The sequence below is a fragment of the Marivita sp. genome (assembly GCF_020055675.1).
GTDB lineage: Bacteria > Pseudomonadota > Alphaproteobacteria > Rhodobacterales > Rhodobacteraceae > Marivita.
On record NZ_JAIPUS010000002.1, the window covers coordinates 219,201 to 236,952 of the forward strand.

The 17,752-nt window shown below is 61.9% G+C and carries 17 protein-coding genes; 7 read left to right on the top strand and 10 right to left on the bottom strand.

The genetic code is table 11. The annotated features are described in order from the left end of the window. Positions 1-23: 23 nt before the first annotated feature. Together LCF59_RS02905 and LCF59_RS02910 are read right to left on the bottom strand one after the other, a co-directional pair. On the bottom strand, positions 24-461 hold the full coding sequence (locus tag LCF59_RS02905) for a tripartite tricarboxylate transporter TctB family protein (RefSeq protein WP_292285396.1): 438 nt from the start codon (positions 459-461) through the stop codon (positions 24-26). Next, on the bottom strand, positions 458-1,432 hold the full coding sequence (locus LCF59_RS02910; protein ID WP_292285398.1) for a tripartite tricarboxylate transporter substrate binding protein: 975 nt from the start codon (positions 1,430-1,432) through the stop codon (positions 458-460). The genes LCF59_RS02905 and LCF59_RS02910 overlap by 4 nt, the downstream gene beginning before the upstream one ends. 211 nt (positions 1,433-1,643) lie before the next feature. Here LCF59_RS02910 and LCF59_RS02915 point away from each other — a divergent pair, with 211 nt between their 5' ends. The 3 genes from LCF59_RS02915 to LCF59_RS02925 all read left to right on the top strand — a co-directional run bounded on the left by LCF59_RS02915 (position 1,644) and on the right by LCF59_RS02925 (position 5,025). Then, positions 1,644-2,612, top strand: coding sequence for a hydroxymethylglutaryl-CoA lyase (locus LCF59_RS02915; protein ID WP_292285401.1), 969 nt, complete (start codon positions 1,644-1,646; stop codon positions 2,610-2,612). After that, positions 2,609-3,799 carry a CaiB/BaiF CoA-transferase family protein gene (locus tag LCF59_RS02920; RefSeq protein ID WP_292285403.1) on the top strand — a complete coding sequence of 397 codons (1,191 nt, stop codon included), beginning with the start codon at positions 2,609-2,611 and terminating at the stop codon, positions 3,797-3,799. Before LCF59_RS02915 ends, LCF59_RS02920 begins: the two co-directional genes overlap by 4 nt. 863 nt (positions 3,800-4,662) lie before the next feature. Continuing rightward, on the top strand, positions 4,663-5,025 hold the full coding sequence (locus LCF59_RS02925; protein WP_292285464.1) for an isoaspartyl peptidase/L-asparaginase: 363 nt from the start codon (positions 4,663-4,665) through the stop codon (positions 5,023-5,025). Here LCF59_RS02925 and LCF59_RS02930 read toward each other — a convergent pair. After that, positions 5,015-5,920, bottom strand: a complete 906-nt coding sequence (locus LCF59_RS02930) for a LysR family transcriptional regulator (RefSeq protein WP_292285405.1) — start codon at positions 5,918-5,920, stop codon at positions 5,015-5,017. The genes LCF59_RS02925 and LCF59_RS02930 overlap by 11 nt on opposite strands. 114 nt (positions 5,921-6,034) lie before the next feature. Between LCF59_RS02930 and LCF59_RS02935 the strand changes: the two genes are divergently transcribed. The 4 genes from LCF59_RS02935 to LCF59_RS02950 are packed head-to-tail and all read left to right on the top strand — an operon-like array spanning position 6,035 to position 10,604. Then, positions 6,035-6,988, top strand: coding sequence for a tripartite tricarboxylate transporter substrate binding protein (locus LCF59_RS02935; protein WP_292285407.1), 954 nt, complete (start codon positions 6,035-6,037; stop codon positions 6,986-6,988). After that, positions 6,985-7,494, top strand: a complete 510-nt coding sequence (locus LCF59_RS02940) for a tripartite tricarboxylate transporter TctB family protein (RefSeq protein ID WP_292285409.1) — start codon at positions 6,985-6,987, stop codon at positions 7,492-7,494. The genes LCF59_RS02935 and LCF59_RS02940 overlap by 4 nt, the downstream gene beginning before the upstream one ends. 9 nt (positions 7,495-7,503) lie before the next feature. Continuing rightward, positions 7,504-9,012, top strand: a complete 1,509-nt coding sequence (locus tag LCF59_RS02945; protein ID WP_292285411.1) for a tripartite tricarboxylate transporter permease — start codon at positions 7,504-7,506, stop codon at positions 9,010-9,012. Further along, a complete protein-coding gene (locus LCF59_RS02950; protein WP_292285413.1) occupies positions 9,009-10,604 on the top strand; it encodes a gamma-glutamyltransferase family protein in 1,596 nt (531 codons plus the stop codon). Before LCF59_RS02945 ends, LCF59_RS02950 begins: the two co-directional genes overlap by 4 nt. 64 nt (positions 10,605-10,668) lie before the next feature. Here the strand turns inward: LCF59_RS02950 and LCF59_RS02955 are convergent, their stop codons facing one another. The 7 genes from LCF59_RS02955 to LCF59_RS02985 form a co-directional block, all read right to left on the bottom strand. Then, positions 10,669-10,869: a hypothetical protein gene (locus LCF59_RS02955; protein WP_292285415.1), complete on the bottom strand. Its 201-nt coding sequence runs from the start codon at positions 10,867-10,869 to the stop codon at positions 10,669-10,671. Between the two features lie 122 nt (positions 10,870-10,991). Next, positions 10,992-11,654, bottom strand: coding sequence for a hypothetical protein (locus LCF59_RS02960; RefSeq protein ID WP_292285417.1), 663 nt, complete (start codon positions 11,652-11,654; stop codon positions 10,992-10,994). A gap of 476 nt (positions 11,655-12,130) precedes the next feature. After that, complete coding sequence (locus tag LCF59_RS02965; RefSeq protein WP_292285418.1) at positions 12,131-13,186, bottom strand: ABC transporter ATP-binding protein; 1,056 nt, start codon at positions 13,184-13,186, stop codon at positions 12,131-12,133. Between the two features lie 13 nt (positions 13,187-13,199). Further along, positions 13,200-14,222, bottom strand: a complete 1,023-nt coding sequence (locus LCF59_RS02970) for a cellulase family glycosylhydrolase (protein WP_292285420.1) — start codon at positions 14,220-14,222, stop codon at positions 13,200-13,202. A gap of 135 nt (positions 14,223-14,357) precedes the next feature. Beyond that, positions 14,358-15,641: an extracellular solute-binding protein gene (locus tag LCF59_RS02975; RefSeq protein WP_292285422.1), complete on the bottom strand. Its 1,284-nt coding sequence runs from the start codon at positions 15,639-15,641 to the stop codon at positions 14,358-14,360. A gap of 43 nt (positions 15,642-15,684) precedes the next feature. Next, positions 15,685-16,521 (bottom strand): carbohydrate ABC transporter permease, encoded by an 837-nt coding sequence (locus LCF59_RS02980; protein ID WP_292285424.1) that lies wholly within the window; start codon positions 16,519-16,521, stop codon positions 15,685-15,687. After that, positions 16,521-17,618 carry a carbohydrate ABC transporter permease gene (locus LCF59_RS02985; protein WP_292285426.1) on the bottom strand — a complete coding sequence of 366 codons (1,098 nt, stop codon included), beginning with the start codon at positions 17,616-17,618 and terminating at the stop codon, positions 16,521-16,523. The genes LCF59_RS02980 and LCF59_RS02985 overlap by 1 nt, the downstream gene beginning before the upstream one ends. Positions 17,619-17,752: the final 134 nt, after the last annotated feature.

Consider the following 17,752-nt stretch of genomic DNA (forward strand, 5'->3'; position numbering starts at 1 on the left):
CGTCCCCTTTATCTTCGCGCCGCCTAGTGGGCGACGAAGAGATCTCCCAGAAAATCGAGTGGCAAGCCCAGAACCTGATCGAACAACGCCCAAAGCGCCGGTGCCATGATCACACCCAGCAAAAGCGAGCGCCAAGGTGCACCTCCAAGGATGATCCCGATCAGGGCAATCAACAAGAAGGTGGCCAGCGGAAAGCCCAGCGGTTCCAGCGTTATGGTATAGCCGACGAGCACGGCGAGCGCAGCCAACTGCCGCCCGATCCGTTGCGGGGCAGGCCAGTCGACCTGCCCCGAAGGAAACACAACCAACGAGGCGGAAAGGAGCATCATGGGAATGCCCAGGATGATCGGGAACACTGTCGGCCCGAGCACGTCACCAAAGGTGACGGCGTAGGTGCCTGCCTGCCTGGTGTAGAGCGCCGCAATCACGAAGAGCGCGACGCCCAGGATCCTTATGCTCATTCGATGACGCCGATATCTCGCGAGATCTGTTCCATCACATCGGCCTGTTCGCGGACGAAGGCTTCGAACTCGTCACCGCCACGCCAGATCGGGACAAGACCGGATTCGGTTGCCGCAGTCTGCCAAGCGTCCGAGTTATAGAGGGTTTCCAGCCGCTCGACCCAGGATGCGTATTCCTCTTCGGAAACATCGCCACCCGTGTAGAGGCCGCGCCAGTTGTAGCCGGTCACATCGATACCCTGACTTGCCGCGGTCGGGATTTCGGGGAAGGCCGGGATCGGGTCGTCGCTCAGCGCCGCGAGCACCCGGATGTCGCCAGATTCGACAAAGCCCGCGATTTCGCCCAAGTCGGTCGACACCACGTCGATCTGGCCTCCCATCATTTGCGTCACGGCGTCGGTGCCGCCATCGAACTGAACCCAGCGGACCGCGCTCAGATCGTCGACGCCCGCTTCGTCCGCAACCATCAACAGGCGGATGTGATCCCACCCGCCGGCACCGGACGAGCCCGCGGTCACGAGCGCGGTGGGGTCTTCCATCATTGCCGCGTTCAGTTCTTCAAGGCTTTGGATCGGGCTGTCGTCGTCCACGGCGATCACGCCGACATCGGCCCCAAGCATCGCAAGATAGCGCATTGATCCCAGCGGCGCCGGGTAACGTCCCTGCGCAATCTGCGTGATGCCCACTGTCGACGTCGCGACGATCAACTCGGCGTCGTCAGGCCGTTCGGAAGCAACCATGGCGAAGGTCACAGCGCCAACGCCACCGGGCATGTTCGTGACTTGCACATTGCCGTCCACAAGATCGAGGTCTGTCAGGATGCGGCCGATCGTGCGGCAGGTGAAATCCCAGCCGCCGCCCGGGTTGGATGGTGCGATGCACTCGTTCGCGCTGACCGGGGCCGCTGTAACCGTCACGGCCGTGGCCATGGCGGCCGCAAGCTTGGCAGTTGTTAATGTACGTAAGATCATTGATTTTCTCCTCCCAAATAAAACCTGACTCAGAGGGGAGGCGATCTTGGGGGATTTTTCAAGGGGTCATGCGACATGAGTCGTATAGACAACATGAAAAGCGCCTCCTGGATCGTGAGAAATGATGTCTATGGCGCGACCTCTTGCACCATCGAATTGCGCCGAGGCAGGATGATGTTAGAACGTTCCCCCTTTGGAAGGATGCCAAGGTATGGCCGCCACAGCGATCAACAAACACCCCGTGCCCGAAGGGGCGCGGATCACCATTTGCGAAGTGGGACCACGTGATGGCTTCCAGATCGAGGCAAGTTTCATCCCCACCAAAAAGAAAATCGAGATAATCAACGCGCTCTTCGCGTCCGGTTTGCGCCACATGCAGGCAACCTCCTTCGTCAGCCCGCGAGCAGTGCCGCAGCTGGCTGATGCAGAGACGGTGCTCGCGGGCATCGACCGTCCCGAAGGATCGATGATCACGGCCCTGATTCCGAACCTGCGCGGGGCCGAAAGGGCGGTTGGGGCCGGAGTGGATGCTGTGCATACCGTCGTGTCCGCCTCGGAGACCCATAACCTCAAGAACGTCAATCGCAGCATTGACACCTCATTGATGGACTTCGAGGCAACCTTTGCTCTTCTCGACCGGGCGGGCGTGGCCGTAGAGGGTGGCATTGCGACCGCGTTCGGCTGCCCCTTTGAAGGGGTCGTGCCCCCCGAACAGGTGGCGCGAATTGCCAGGCGCTACCAGGACCTCGGCGCAGCGTCGGTCGGTCTGGGCGACACAACAGGCATGGCGACGCCCGCCACGGTGCGCGCAGCGGTGCAAGCAATCAGGGCTGAGGCGCCCGGCCTCGGGATCGGCCTGCATTTCCACAACACGCGGGGCGTCGGCCTGGCCTGTGTCATGACCGGGTTGGCGGAGGGCGTGACGCATTACGATGCTTCGGTCGGCGGGCTTGGCGGCTGTCCATTTGCTGCCGGCGCAACCGGCAACATCTGCACGGAGGACCTCGTCTATCTTCTGAACGAAAGCGGCTACGACACCGGCGTCGACCTCGACGCGCTGATCGCGGCGGCCATGCTCACGCAGGAGGTCCTCGGGCGCGACTTGCCCGGGCAAGTCATGAAATCCGGCCCGCGCCTGCGCCGCTTCGACCCCGGCCTGACAGAAGGGGCTACGGGATGAGCGCGCTGCCGCTGTCCGGCGTACGGGTCATCGACCTGACTCGTATCTTGTCGGGGCCGTTTTGCTCCATGATCCTCGGCGATCTCGGCGCGGATGTGATCAAGGTCGAAAGCCCCGGGCGCGGCGATCCGGTACGGGGCCAAGGGCATATCCGCGACGGCCTGTCGTGGTATTTCGCGGGGTTCAATCGCAACAAGCGCTCCCTCGCGCTCGACTTGCGGACGCCGGAGGGGTTGGCGGTGCTGGAGCGTTTGCTGGCCGAGGCCGATATCCTGACAGAGAATTTCCGCCCCGGCGTTCTGGACGAAATGGGCCTGACCGAAGACCGGCTTGGCGAAATCAACCCGGACCTGATCGTGACCAGCGTGAACGGTTACGGCAGTACCGGCCCCTACGCCGATCGGCCCGCGTTTGATTTCATCGCGCAGGCGATGTCGGGCTATATGTCCACGAACGGGACCAATGAGACGGGACCGCTTCGCACCGCTCCACCGCTGACCGACCTGATCGCTGGGCTTTACGCAGCACTCGGCGCGGTCGCGGCCCTGCGCGGACGCGACCAAGGCGGCCCGGCGCAGCGGGTTGAAGCGTCGATGATGATGTCGATCCTGTCGATGATGGCCTATCTGTCCTCCAGCGCGCTGGCCACTGGGGAGGACCCGGTCAGAACCGGCAACGACCATCCGATCGTTGCGCCCTATGGCCTTTTTCGCGCCAGCGACGGCGATATTGCCATCGCCCCTTCCACGGATATCTTCGTGGCGCGGTTTCTGGGCGAAATCGGGTTGGCCGATCTGCTGGATGACCCACGCTTTTCAGACAATACACGCCGGGTTGAAAACCGTGCCACCCTCAACCGCTTGATCGACGACGCGTTGGTGGCCGAAACGCAGGCCCATTGGATCGCACGCTTGAACCGTGCAGGCGTGCCCTGCGGCAAGGTGCAAAGCCTGATCGAGGCACTGGCCGACGGCCAGGTCGCCGCCCAGGACATGGTGCTGGATATCCCGCACCCCGGTCATGGTACTGTCAAGACCACCGGTTTTCCTGTCAAGATGTCGAAAACGCCCCTTCAGGTGCGCCACGTCACACCCGACCTGGGCGCGCAAAGCGAAGAAGTGTTGGGCGAGTTCGGCTATTCGCGCAATGAAATCCAGACCCTGCGCAAGGATGGTATTATCGGCTGAGGCACGCGAACGAACCCCGCGCCAAGGGGTCTTCAAGACTGGGCGTGACGCATTTGTTGCGACGCGCAAGCTTTCCCGACCCGGCGGAAAACACGCTCGTTTGCGTCTTCTTTCGACATTTCCGCCACTTGAAGCCCCCTGCCCTGCCAGCGCCATGCGCAGGATCATGCAAAAATCGACAGCACCTTGCCCCGTCGTGCGGTCACAATGCTTCCACGGGGCGCGGGATAATTGGCGCGGCAGCAGGGTGGTCGGTGACAAACAGGCGGGCGGCCCATCGGCAATGTCTCCAGGGATTGCGGATGCGCCTTCTTGCAGGACTGGAGAGCGACATTGATTTCGGTCTCTGCGATACCGGATCTTCTGGAAATGTCGGACCGTCTCGGGAACGCGCTCAACACTCGCAGGCTGGGCAGCCGCGATTATCGAGCACGTCTTCCACTGCCGATCTGCGCACGAAACGGACAGGCAAGAACCTGTCCCAAGCCCTGTGATCCGTTGCATTGAACAGGTCATTGATAAGGCGATGTCGCCACAGTTCGGCATTGGGTTGCAGACAACTCGTGCACCCCGCTTTGGCACGCAGCGGCCCTACACCCCGCAAGTGACGGGGTATCGCAGCCGAATGTTCATCCCGGAAAGACTGCTGGACCGCACCGCCGAAAGGCGCGATTGCCGGGTCCCCACGCATGCCGACATCGCCCGCCACTGCGCGCGGGCAGCCGGACTGGAAGGACACAGATGACCTACGCCCTTGCCATCCACGGCGGCGCCGGAACGATCCTGAAATCGAAGATCAACCCGAAGCTTGAGGCGCGTATCACGCGGGTCTCGGCCCCGCACTCGAAGCCGGCGAGGCGGTCCTGCGGAATGGCGGGCCGGCTCTCGAAGCCGTCACCGCGGCGGTCGGCGCGCTTGAGGAAGAGCCATTGTTCAACGCCGGACGTGGCGCAGTCGTCACCGACGACGGCAAGCAGGAGATGGACGCCGCCATCATGGAGGACACAACGCGCCGCGCCGGGACCGTTGCCGGCATCTTCGGCCCACGCAACCGTGCACAAGATTATCCCCGAAGACGCATGGTGGGGGCCATTCTGGCTTTGCCCGGAACGCTGCGGATCAGGCCAGGCTGGTCGGCTAGGGGCCTCAGGCTTGCCTTCGTGGTTTTTCTGCTCATCATCTCTGCCCGCATGTTCCTGGACCTTGCAGCAAGCCTCACGACGTAGCGGCTGCGGTGCTGGTCGTCAGCCCCGACGACATGGCTTGCTCCGAAAGAATGTTCGCCATCTCACTCAGCACGGCCGCACGCGCGCAAACCTGTCGCTGTACGAGCCCGACCCGGCGATACGCATGGGTATCCCCGAAGGACTGAACGTAGAGATCGGCGCTGGCTTTGTCGTGGATGGCGCTTGTGGGGACAACAGCTACACCCAGCCCGGCGAGCACGCATCCGACAACCGAGGGCATGGTATTGGCCACGACGATTTCCTGCGGCTCCACACCAAGGCGCGACAACTCGACGTCGATCTGGCGCGCCAGGGGCACCTTGGTGTCGTATCGAATAAAGGGCAGCCGCTTCAGCAGGTCCTGCCCCGAGAGACCTTCCAGATCGGGCGGCGCCACGAGAAGGAGAGGCTCCTCGAGGATCGGCGTCCATATAAGCCCGCCAGGAATGTCGACATGCTCTGCGACGACGGCGGCATCCAGCCGACCTGCCGCCACGTCGGACAGCAGGTCCTCCGACATTCCAACCGTTAAATGAAAGGCGATGTTCGGGAAACGCTCCGCAGTTCTGGCGAAGGCCTGAGGCACGATGCGCATAGATATTGTGCGGATTGACCCGATCTTGAGCACACCGGCCGTACTGCCGCCGGAGATCGACTGGCGCGCCTCGGCCATGATCTGCACGATCTGACGTGCTGCCCGGACGATCTCTTCGCCCTTGGCGTTCAAGATCGGCGGGCGGCGTGTTCGGTCGAAGATCTCGACACCGATCTCCCCCTCAAGGGACTGGATTTGCTGGCTTATCGCTGATGGCGTCAGGTTCACGATCCGCGAAGACGCGGCAAAGCTGCGGGTGTCGGCAACGGCCACCAAGGTCTGGAGCTGGCGAATATCCATGTGCTTAAATTAAGAGTCTCTTAATCAAATGGCAAAGTAAATTCGCTTCCTGAAGAAGCCTTGGTCTTTTAGCCCTGCCATATCTATCAACCAAGCATGCACAGGGATCCAAGTATGACGTTACTCAAGAGTGTAGCAGCGGGCCTCGGTTTCGCGATCACAGCGGCTGCGGCGCAGCCCGCATTGGCTCAAGATTACCCGACCAAGCCGGTGGAATTCATCGTTCCCTGGTCACCGGGCGGCGGCAGCGACACGCTTATGCGGCTCGTGTCCAACAATGTTGACCCCTATCTCGGCGAAGAGATGCCGATCATTAACATGCCCGGCGTGGGCGGGACCGTGGGCCTGAAAGAAGCCTCGCGCCGCGACGCCGACGGTTACACGATCAGCCAGGTCCACGAAGGGCTTCTGACCGCGTCGATCACCGGCATCACCGATCTCACCTGGCAGGACTTCGACCCGATCGCGCTGATGACGGCCTCGCCGCAGTTCCTGGTCACGAATCCCGACCAGCCATACGGCACGATGGACGAACTCGTCGCCTACGCCGAAGAAAACCCCGGCGAAGTGACGATCGGCGTGACCCTTGGCGGGGTGCCGCATCTGCACGCTGCCATGATCGAGGACGCCTACGGTCTCGAATTCAAATATGTCGGCTACGAAGGCACCGGCGAACGTATCCGGGCGCTGGTTGGTGGCAACCTCGACATGGCCATCGGCGACGTGTCCTCGGCCGGTCAGTTCGTGGAGAACGGTGATCTCGTCTTCCTCGCAACCGGGGCGCCCGAACGTCTGGCGCAAGCACCGGATGTGCCGACCTTCAAGGAACTCGGCGCGGATCTCGAACTGGCCGTGACCCGCGGCATCGTCATGCCAAAGGGTTCGCCGGAGGAAGCCCGCGACACGCTCGAGGCCGCGCTTGGCGAGCTTGCGCAGGACGCCGACTTCATCGAGCAGGTCAACAATGCCGGGGCAGAGGTCCAGTTCCGCGGGCAGGAAGACTACGCCACATATCTTGGCAACCTGTCCGAAACCGTCGATCGTCTGGCAGGGGTCCTTGCGCCGTGAACAGTCGCGTCAGTGACGAAACCGGAAAGGAGTCGGGCGAAATCGCCCGGCTCATCTCCTATGTCGTTCTGATCGCGACATCTGGCGGTCTGTTCTGGGAAGCCATGACGATCCCGACATCGCGCTTCGAGGTGCTTGGCGCGGGCGCGTTTCCGGCGCTGGTTTACGGCTGCCTGATCCTGTTGCTCGCCAGCGCGATCGCAACCTCTGTGCGCCGCATTCCCGCCTCGGCCTACGCCCGGTTCGCGGAGGATTTCCAAACCTGGATCAAGACGCGCCGGCTGGTTTTCGTACTGTTCGTCTGCCTGGGGCTCTATCTGGCGGTCATGCCGGTGATCGGATACCCGATCGCCACCTTCGTCTTCCTCGTCGTTCTCCAGTTCTGGTTCGCTCCGAAGACAAGATCGGCTGCCGTGACCGTCCTCATTCTCGCGATCGTCTTTTCGGTCGGGCTGAACTGGCTCTTTGACGAAGTCTTCAACGTCTTTCTGCCGCGGGGGTCCTGAGAGATGGACATGTTCCTGAAGGGGGCTGCCGAAGTTCTGTCGGCCTCCACGCTCGTTTACATGCTGATCGGCTCGATCGCCGGGATCATCGCGGCAGCGATTCCCGGCTTCACCGTGACCATGGCAATTGTGCTCACGCTGCCGCTGACTTTCACGATGGAACCACTGCAGGGGATCGCAGTGATGCTGTCGGTGTATGTGGGCGGCTATACGGGTGGCCTGATATCGGCGGCTCTGCTGGGTATTCCGGGCACGCCTTCATCCGTGGCCACCACTTTCGACGCATTCCCAATGTCGCGTAACGGCGAACCCGGCCGTGCCTTGTCGATAGGGGTTTGGGCGTCCTTTTTCGGAACCATGATTTCGACCGCCGTCCTTGTCGTTGCAGCCCCGCCGCTGGCCATTTTCGCCGTCAAGCTGGGACCATGGGAATATTTCTCGCTGATTGTCTTCGCCCTCAGCATCGTCGCAAGCCTTGTCGGCAACTCGCTTCAGCGTGGCCTGATTGCCGCCCTGATCGGTCTTGCCATTTCAACGATTGGAACGGACCCGATCCTCGGGCGCCCACGGTTCGACTTCAATCTCGAAGTGCTCGCCGCCGGCCTTCCTTTCCTGGTCGTTCTGATCGGCATTTTCGCGATCTCGCAACTGGCCTCGGAAGTCGAGGACGCGGTGGCGATCCGCAAGGGCGAAAAGCTGGCCAGCGGGGACATCGACTTCAAGACCTGGCAGGTCATGCGAGAGGTCATCGCGCGCCCGGTGAACCTGATCAGATCATCCGTCGTGGGCGTCCTGATCGGGGCCCTGCCCGGCGCGGGAGGATCGATCGCCAACCTGGTGGCCTACGACCAGGCAAAGCGCGCATCGAAAACCCCCGATCAGTTTGGCAAGGGGATCACCGATGGCGTGGTCGCCTCGGAATCCGGGAACTCCGCGACCGCCGGTGGCGGCCTGATCCCGCTGATTGCTCTTGGCATTCCCGGATCTGCCGTCGACGCGATCCTCATGGCCTCGCTGATGGTGCACGGAATTTCGGTCGGCCCGCGCCTGATCATGGACAACGCCGACCTGGTCTACGGCATGTTCATCGCGATGGCGGTCTCCAGCCTTATGATGCTGGTGGTCTGCATCTTCTCGATGCGCACCTTCCTGCGCGTGGCCGAGGTCCCGAAATGGGTTATCGTCCCGATCGTGCTCGTATGCTGCGTCGTCGGGGCCTTTGCGCTCAACAACCGGGTGACCGATCTCTATCTCCTTGGTGCCGTGGGCCTTCTCGGCTACGCGCTCCGCGCGCTTGACTACCCGCTTGCTCCGCTCGTGCTCGGCGTCATCCTCGGACCGATCGCTGAAACGAACCTGAGGCGCGCGCTCATGACAGACGGGGACTGGACACTGTTCGTCACGCGTCCCGTCAGCCTCGTTTTCCTGCTCGCGGGCATCGCCTCGGTCGCCTGGGCCATCAGGAACCACAGGAAGCGCAAGGCCGGAAACACGAACGAAAAGGAACCTCTTCGATGAACTTTCGCCACGGTCCGCTCTATCCATCGCGCCGCTCCCCGGTCTTTGGTGACAATATCGTTTCGACCTCGCATCCGTTGGCCGCGCAGGCCGGCCTCACTGTGCTGCGCGAAGGGGGGAACGCGGTGGACGCCGCCATCGCGGCGGCGGCGGTCCTGACCGTTGTCGAGCCGACCGGAAACGGCCTCGGGTCGGACGCATTCTGCATCCTGTGGGACGGTGAGACCCTGCACGGGCTGAATGCATCCGGCGTTGCGCCCGCCGGCTGGACGCCCGACCGCTTTGCCGGGGCCGACGAGATGCCGTTCCGTGGATGGGAAAGCGTCACCGTCCCTGGCGCCGTCAGCGCCTGGTGCGAGCTTCGCGAGAAATTCGGAACACGGGATTTGACGTCGCTGCTGGAGCCCGCCGCTCGCTATGCGGAAGACGGGTTCATCGTGACACCGGTCATCGGCGAGCTCTGGCGTCGGGGCGGTGAGACCCTGGGCGATCAGCCGGGCTTCGCCGATACTTTCCTGCCCGGCGGACGGGCACCGCTGCCCGGTGAACGGTTCCGCAACCCGGGTCAGGCCAGGTCGCTCCGCGCCATTGCGGAATCCAACGGCCGGGCCTTCTACGAAGGTGACCTGGCCGAAAAAATCGCGGCTTTCGCAGCCGAACATGGTGCGGCTCTCTCGCTCGAGGATCTCGCGACGTATCAGCCGGAGTGGTGCGGAACGATCTCGACCGGTTTCGACCAGACAGACCTGCATGAAATTCCCCCGAACGGCCAGGGTATCGCCGCGCTGATGGCGCTGGGGATGCTCGAGCATACGCCGGTGCGCGACTACGGGTGCGATGATGTCGCCGCGCTCCATCTGCAAATCGAGGCCATCAAGCTCGCCTTCGCGGACCTCGAGGCCTATGTCGCTGACAGTAACCACATGACGGCACCGACGGTCGAGGATCTTCTAGATCCCGCTTACCTCAAGCGCCGCGCCGCCGAAATCTCGCTCGAGGACGCGGGCAGCTACAAGGCCGGCGCCCCGAAAGCGGGTGGCACGGTCTATCTCACGGTGGCCGATGCCTCTGGCATGATGGTTTCCTACATCCAGTCAAATTACGCGGGTTTCGGTTCCGGTGTCGTCGTTCCGGGAACCGGGATCAGCCTGCAGAACCGCGGCGCGGGCTTTACCCTTGCGCCCGGCCATCCGAACCTTGTCGGTCCGAGCAAGCGTCCCTTCCACACGATCATCCCCGGATTCGCGATGCGTGATGGGGCACCAGAGATGAGTTTTGGGGTCATGGGCGGGCCGATGCAGGCGCAGGGCCATGTGCAGATGATGCTGCGCACGCAGCTTTGGGGTCAGGACGTCCAGACCGCAGTGGATGCTCCGCGCTGGCGCTTCGTGAAAGGCCGGAGCGTCGCCTGTGAAGACGGCATCGCAGCGGACACCCTGTCGGCACTCGCCTCGCTCGGACATGACATCAAGGTCGAGGCACCGGACAGCGCATTCGGGTTTGGCGGGGCGCAACTGATCGGTAAACTCGAGGGTGGTGGCTACGTCGCCGGGTCGGATCCACGCAAGGATGGTCAAGCCGTTTGCTTTTAGGTGACCGGACAAAAGGCAAATTGCGCTGCGCCTTCGCGCTAGCAAGGATTTGGTTTCGTGGCTGCTAAATGGTTGGCTCCGATGTACTTGTACGGTCAAACCCCTGACTTGCCCTTGGCACGGCGGGTTCGATCGCGGTCAGCATAGCTTCGGGAACGGTCCGGGTCATGATGTGGGGCGCCGAGGACACCCCCACCGTATCCGGCGCGACCCCGGCAGATTGCGCGAGGCGATCGATCCCGGTCATATCCTCGACGCAATCCATGCCGGGGCGCCAATATCCCGAGGATTCGACGTCCCTCTGCTATCCGCCATTTTGGGCGTCACCTGTCATCCACCGGAATGGCCCGGCCGGCAAAAGCCGGGCCTCATCCGATAGTACTGAGATCAACCGGTATCGTCGTCGGCATCCTCAAGCGTGGTGATCAACTCGGCGTCGAACACCTGACCTTCAAGGTAGTCGCTATCGAGCTGTCCCGTGACACTCACGCGATCACCGATGCCGACCTGTTGATAGCCCGTATCATCGAGCGGGTCGTAGCTCAGTCTCTCCGTTTCAACGTCAACCTCAACGCTGCCGACTTCCAGAGTGAACTCACCCTCGTCAGGTGAGGTTTCGGACACGGTGCCACGCATCGTTGTCTGGGCGACGACCACCGGCGCTGTGAGCGTCCATGGCGTGGTCCAAGCGTCCTCTTCGTCAGACGCGCTGGCGTAGAAGTAGGTATTGAGATTTTCGACATAGACACTGCCGGCCTCGATGGTCCGCATATCATAGAGATCGTCGTCGATCTTGCCGTAAACGGTCACTTTGTCTCCGTCCAGAAGGCCGTAGGCGTCACCGTAGGTATCCCAGTCATCCATCTCTACAGTGATGACGCCGTCACCGTAGTCGAGCATGAACGAGTCCGCGGTCGGCGCGGCCACGGTCCCGCTGATGCTGATCCAGGAATCGTCAGCTTTGGAATAGGGCTCTTGAGCCGCTGCCGGCCCAGCCACAAGAGCGATGGCCGTCATCGCGCCTGCGATGGAATTCCGCTTGTGGGTCATGGCTTCCTCCTAGGATTAGGTGTCAGTATGTCGCGTTCAGCGACACCGTCTCAACGGAAAAGTTGTCGGCAAAGTTCCTGCCAATTGGGCAGCCGCAAACCACCCTGGGTCGGGATTGTCCGGTGCTGCAATCGACGTCCGGCCGAGCGGTCACCCCAAGGCGGGCAATCCGGCGTGGAAATCAGGGCCGAAAAGCCGGGCATGGACGAGGCCTCCCGCGACTGCTTGCAAAGATTGGCTGCGCGCTGCAACGCCTTCGCGGCGACGCTCAACATCACGCACGTGCGGAGCATGACCGCCAGATCATCGGGAAGCGCGAGCCGATGCCCCTCCCCTGCGACAGGTTGTCGAAGACCATGGCCGCTGCCCCGCAACACCCCGACCGTTTGGGCACGGATGTACCCGGCACCGCCGCAGACGCGGGTGGTCCGAGCCATGTTCGACCCTGTTTTTGCGGTTCTGTCAGTCCGGCGGGTTCAGCGGATCCGCTGCTCTGTTTCCGCGTCGAACACGAAAATATCGCCGGGATCACAGGTGATGTCCGCGCGGGTGTCCATGCCGATGCGCTCTCTCCGACGGTCCTCCACAATCATGCGCTCGCCCGTTTCCGCCACCAGATACGCGTAGGATACACCGCCCAGCGCTTCGGTCAGATCGACCCGAAGCGCTGTGCCTTCGGTGAGTTTCAGATGTTCGGGACGAACGCCGATCTGAACCGCCGTGCCGTCCGGCGGCAAGGTCACCTTTGGCTGAAGGGTCCGGCCCAGGCCCGGCACCTCGACGCCGTCGGCCGTGACGGTTCCGCGCAGAAAATTCATCGACGGGGAGCCGATAAAGCCTGCCACGAAGCGGTTATCGGGATCGTTGTACAGATCCATCGGTGCGCCGACCTGCTCGATATGACCCGCGCGCAGCACCACGATCTTGTCGGCCAAGGTCATCGCTTCGACCTGGTCATGCGTGACATAGATCATCGTCGCGCCGATCTCTTTGTGCAAGCGCGCGATCTCGACCCGCATATCGACGCGCAGCTCGGCATCAAGGTTCGACAGAGGCTCGTCGAAGAGAAACACCTCCGGACCGCGCACGATGGCGCGGCCGATGGCCACCCGCTGCCGCTGTCCCCCTGACAGCGCTTTGGGTTTGCGCGAGAGGTAGTCTTCGAGCTTGAGGATCCCGGCTGCCTCGTCGACCTTCTGCTGGATCTCATCCTTGGCGTGGCCGTTCATCCGCAGGCCAAAGCCCATGTTTTCCTCAACGGTCATATGCGGATACAGGGCGTAAGTCTGGAACACCATGGCGACGCCGCGGTCGGCGGCATCGACGCGGGTGACATCGCGCGCACCGATGCGGATGGTGCCGTCCGACGTCTCCTCGAGCCCTGCGATCATGCGCAGAAGCGTCGACTTTCCACAGCCGGAGGGGCCGACGAAGACGCAGAATTCGCCCTCATCGATCTCCAGGTCGATGCCGTGGATCACCTGAGTTGCGCCATAGCGCTTGATGGCTCGGGACAGTTCTACGCGGGACATATCGTGTCCTCTCTCAGTCTATTGTTGCAGGATACGAGGCGCCGGTGAGCTTGCGGATCAACGCGGTCTCGGTCGGATCATAGGGCGTCCCGTCGGCATACAGGATGTCGTGGAACCAGGTCCCCCGGTCAGTATGGCCACCATGCTGCACGACCAGCGCCTCGGGCCAGGGCAGATGTGTCTGCGTCCGGCCCTTCACAAAGCCCCATTGGAAACAGCCGACACCCCGTTCACGAAAGAGCGGAAGTTGATCCTCGATCCGGCTGTCGACCGGGCGCGCCATCCATTCCGTGCAGAAGATCGGACGGCCATGTTCTTCGAGATGGTCAATGAAGCGCCCTGCGGAGCTGGCATTGCAATAGGCGTGAAAGGTGACGATGTCCGACAATTCCACCGCACGGCGGTCGATCTCGGATTGAAAGGGCACCTCGGTGCTGCCCACTTGCGGTGTCATCCAGGCGCCGACGGTCAGCGGTTGCATCGGTCCTGTGGCGCGCGCCCAGTCGAAGACCGCCGTCATCAGCGCCAGGCTATGCGGCATCAGGGCTTCGTCGTAGCGATCAAACCCATCCGCCGAAAAGATCATCCTGTTTCCCGGTTCATTATAGAGATCCCAGAAAAGAACGCGCTCATCCGTGCCAAACTGCATAAGCACGTCGCTGACGTATCGCTGCAGCATAGGCCACGCCTCACGATCCATCACGGTGGCACGGCCCGGGCTGGCGACCGCGCGGCTGTTATGAACGCCGGCGACCGGGTCGGCCTGCGCACCATAAACCGGCTCGGCGCCGCCGAACCCGCAATCGTCAAAAAGGCAAAGCACCGTCCGGATTCCCTGCTTCGAAGCCACGTCGAGAAACCACTCGACCCGCGCCAGAAGGCCTGCGCGGTCGTGCTCCCAAATCAGCGAGTGCAGATTGACCCGCACGGCGTTGAAGCCCACCGCGGCGGCCCAGCCAAGCTCTCGCGAAGTGGTGACGCGATCGAAGCTGTCTTCGTGCCACATCTCGAGAAAGTTCACAGCGCTCGAAGGCAAGAAATTGCATCCGCAGATCCAGGGCTGCGTATCGTGCCAGGCACGGGCTTTCTGGCGCGACCAAGGTAACATCTCTACTCCTTCGCAGCAGGAATGGCCCGCCCCGAACCAATCCTCGGGGCGGGCGGTGTGGTATCAGCGATCAAGCAGATCCTGAACTTCGATATTGGCATCCGCGAGGGCGTCAGCGACCGGCTTGTCGGTCAGCCAGATCGCCTGCAGTTCACGGTTCAACACGTCCTGAATGGCGCCGTAGTTCTCAGCGGGCGGGGTGTCGCGCGCGATGTCGGCTGTCCCGGCATATTCAGTCCGATGCGGCAGGGAGGCATATTCGTCGCTTTCGAGCACGGAGTTGCGCACGGCCATATGGCCGGTCCGGGCCCAATCGACATTATGCTCGTTGATGAAGGCAAGAACCTTGAGAGCTGCCTCATATGTCTCGGCATCCTGCTTCACCGGCGAAGGAATGACCCAGATATGGCTGTCCGCCCATGTCGCGCCTTCCTCGAAGAGCGTCGGGAATTCGGCGGCGTAGTAATTGTCGAGCCCGGTCTCCTCCTTCGCGGCCTCTGCGGTGTGGAAGTCCACGACCCAGGTGCCGTTGACCAGAACCGCCGCCTCACCGTTGAGGAAGGATTGCTGACTGTCGGCGTAGTTCAGCTGCGGGTCGGACAGATCCTCTGCAAAGAGCTGGGTGATTGTCTCAACCGCCGCCTGCGCGGCATCGTTGTCGATCGTGGCGGTGCCGTCCTCGGAGAAGATATTCTCTCCTTGTTGCCACATGAGCGAGAGCACAAGGCGCACCCCGATCGGAAACTGTGCAAAATCAGCCGCAAGATAATCCTGGCCCGTCGCCTCTTTCATCTGGCGCGCATGCTCCAACAGCTCTTCGGGTGAAGACGGCAGGACAGGTTCCCCGTTTTCGACCAGACCAGCCTCGGCCATCAGGTCCATGTTCACATGCCAGAGGTTGGCATGCAGATCCATCGGCACGCCATAGATCTCACCGTTGAAGGTGACCGCATCGCGGGCACTGTCTGTCCAATCGGCCGGATCGATCCCCGCGCTGGCAAGGTCATCCTCGCTCAGCGCTGCGAGCGCACCGAATCCGGCAAATTCGGGCACCCGGTGGCGGTGCATGACATGGACGTCCGGCGGGGTGCCGCCCGCATAGGCGGCCTTGATCTGGTCGTAGTAATTGCCCCAGTCTGTCGGCAGCGTCTCGATAGACACGCCCTCGATCTCGGCATCGGCGGCGTTGATGATCGACTGGATGATGCAGGCTTCACCGACACTGGCCTTGGTGTCGGTGCCCGCATCCTCGCAGGCTCCGAAAAAACGGCCCAATGTGATGTCCTGAGCCGTCACCGTCGAGGCGCAGGCACAGGCCAGCAGGGTTCCCGTCAGCAGATGTTTCATTTTGGTTTTCTCCCTTGGTATTGTGCCGGGGCTTCGCCCCGCTTCAGCCCTTGCTTCCGCCTGCGGTCATGGCCTGAACCACGTAACGCTGGAAGATCAGGAACAGGATCACGACCGGAAGCGAGGCGATGACGCCCGAGGCCATGACGCGGCCCAGCCCTTCCGATTGCGCGAAATTCGATTGAATGGAGGCCAACCCGAGCGTGATCGTGAAGTAATCGCGCTGCTGTGCGGAGACGAGCGGCCACAGATAATCGTTCCAGGCATAAAGGAACGTCAGGATCGCCAGCGTCATCATCGCAGGCCGGGCCAGCGGCAACATGATATGCCAGAAAATCTGGATCCAGCTGACACCTTCGAGCCGTGCAGCTTCCTCGATATCCTTTGGGATCGCCTTGAAGAATTGCAGCATCAGGAAGACCCCGATGGGCACGGCCATGCGCGGCAGGATCAGGGCGTGATAGCTGTTGTGCCAGCCGAAATCGGAAAACATCGTATAGAGGGGGATGAACACCGCCTGTTCCGGCACCATCAGGCCGATGAGGCACAAAACCGCGATGGGCGCCTTGAACGGGAAGTTCAGCCGCGCCAGCGCATAGCCCGCCGTGGTGGAAACGGCGAGAACGCCAAACGTCATGCCCAGCGCGACAATGATCGAGTTCAGAAACCACATCGGCGTCTGCCCGAAGGCAAAGAGCGCTGTGTAATTCTCGACGGTGAAAGGAATTGGAACCAATCCGAGAAAGGTCGATGAGGTTGTCCGCGCCAGCACATCGTTGGGCTGGAAAGACAGCGACACCATCCAGATTGTCGGCACCAGCCACAGGAAGGCCGGAATCGAAAGGGCCAGAACAAGCCAGTAATAACTGCGCGAAAGCATCAGTCGTTCTCCTCTCGTCCAACAAGAAACTGGACGACCGAAAAGGCCCCCATGATGACAAACAGGAACACCGCCATGGCCGAGGCCCGGCCAAGTTCGCTGTCGCGAAACGCGGTCTGATAGATGTAGCGCACCAGCACTTGCGTCTCGTCATTTGGGCCGCCCTGGGTCATCAGGTGCGACTGTCCGAAGACCTGAAAATGCAGGATGATCTGCAAGATAATGACCAGCGTGATGGTGCGCTTCAGGTTCGGCAGCGTGATGTGCCAGAACGCCCGAACGCCAGTGCAATTATCGAGCGCGCCAGCCTCGAACAGATCTTTCGAGATATCCTGAAGCCCTGCAAGGAACAGGATCATCGCGATGCCGAGCGACCACCAGATCGTCGCGATTACGATGGCGGCCATGGCAAAGCGCTCATCGGTCAGCCAATTGATCGGGGAGCCGCCGGCAAGCTCGGTGATATTGGCTATCAGGCCCTGACGAGGCGAGAACATGATCTGCCAGATCAGCGTGACGACGGTGACCGACAGGACCTGGCTCAGGAAGAAAAGCGTGCGCAGAAGGCTCATCGCGCGGGTCTCGCGGTTGAGCGCGGCAGCGATGAGAAGCGCCGAGATCGTCACGCCCGGCACTGTGAGGCCGACAAAAAGCACAGTATTTCCGACTGTCGGCCAGAAGCGACGATCGAACCAGCGCCCCTCCTCCCCGGCATGGACGCCCGAGATCAGGAACAGCGCCGCGCCGGCAAGACCGAGCGCGACAGAGGTCAGGCTTGTCAGCCGCCGGGTCCGGTTCAATGCGACAGACGCGACGACGCCAAGCAGGCCCAAGACCTGAAGAACCGGCCGCGCCCAAGGGCTCCACTCGATATTCCGGCCCCACATCACGCGGACATAATTGTCGAGGCCAACGAATTGCTTGGCGTCTGGATTGAAGGCGACTTGCAGGAGGTTCCAGTCATGCAGACTGATCCAGACACCCCGGAAAAACGGGTAGATCAGAAACAGCCCGTAGGTCAGCAGAAACGGTAGCAGCAGCAGATAAGCGGACTGCGTCTCGTTCAACCGCTGGAGCGGGGACTTGGCATTTGACATTTGACCCTCCCGGCAAACCGCGATCCGGGTTTTTACCCGGCGACTCAGCTTGTTAATTTTTATTAGCAATAATTATTAGTTTTGTCTATCGACGTTTTGTGAAAAGCTTCAGGTACCCGGAACCGGACTGCGCA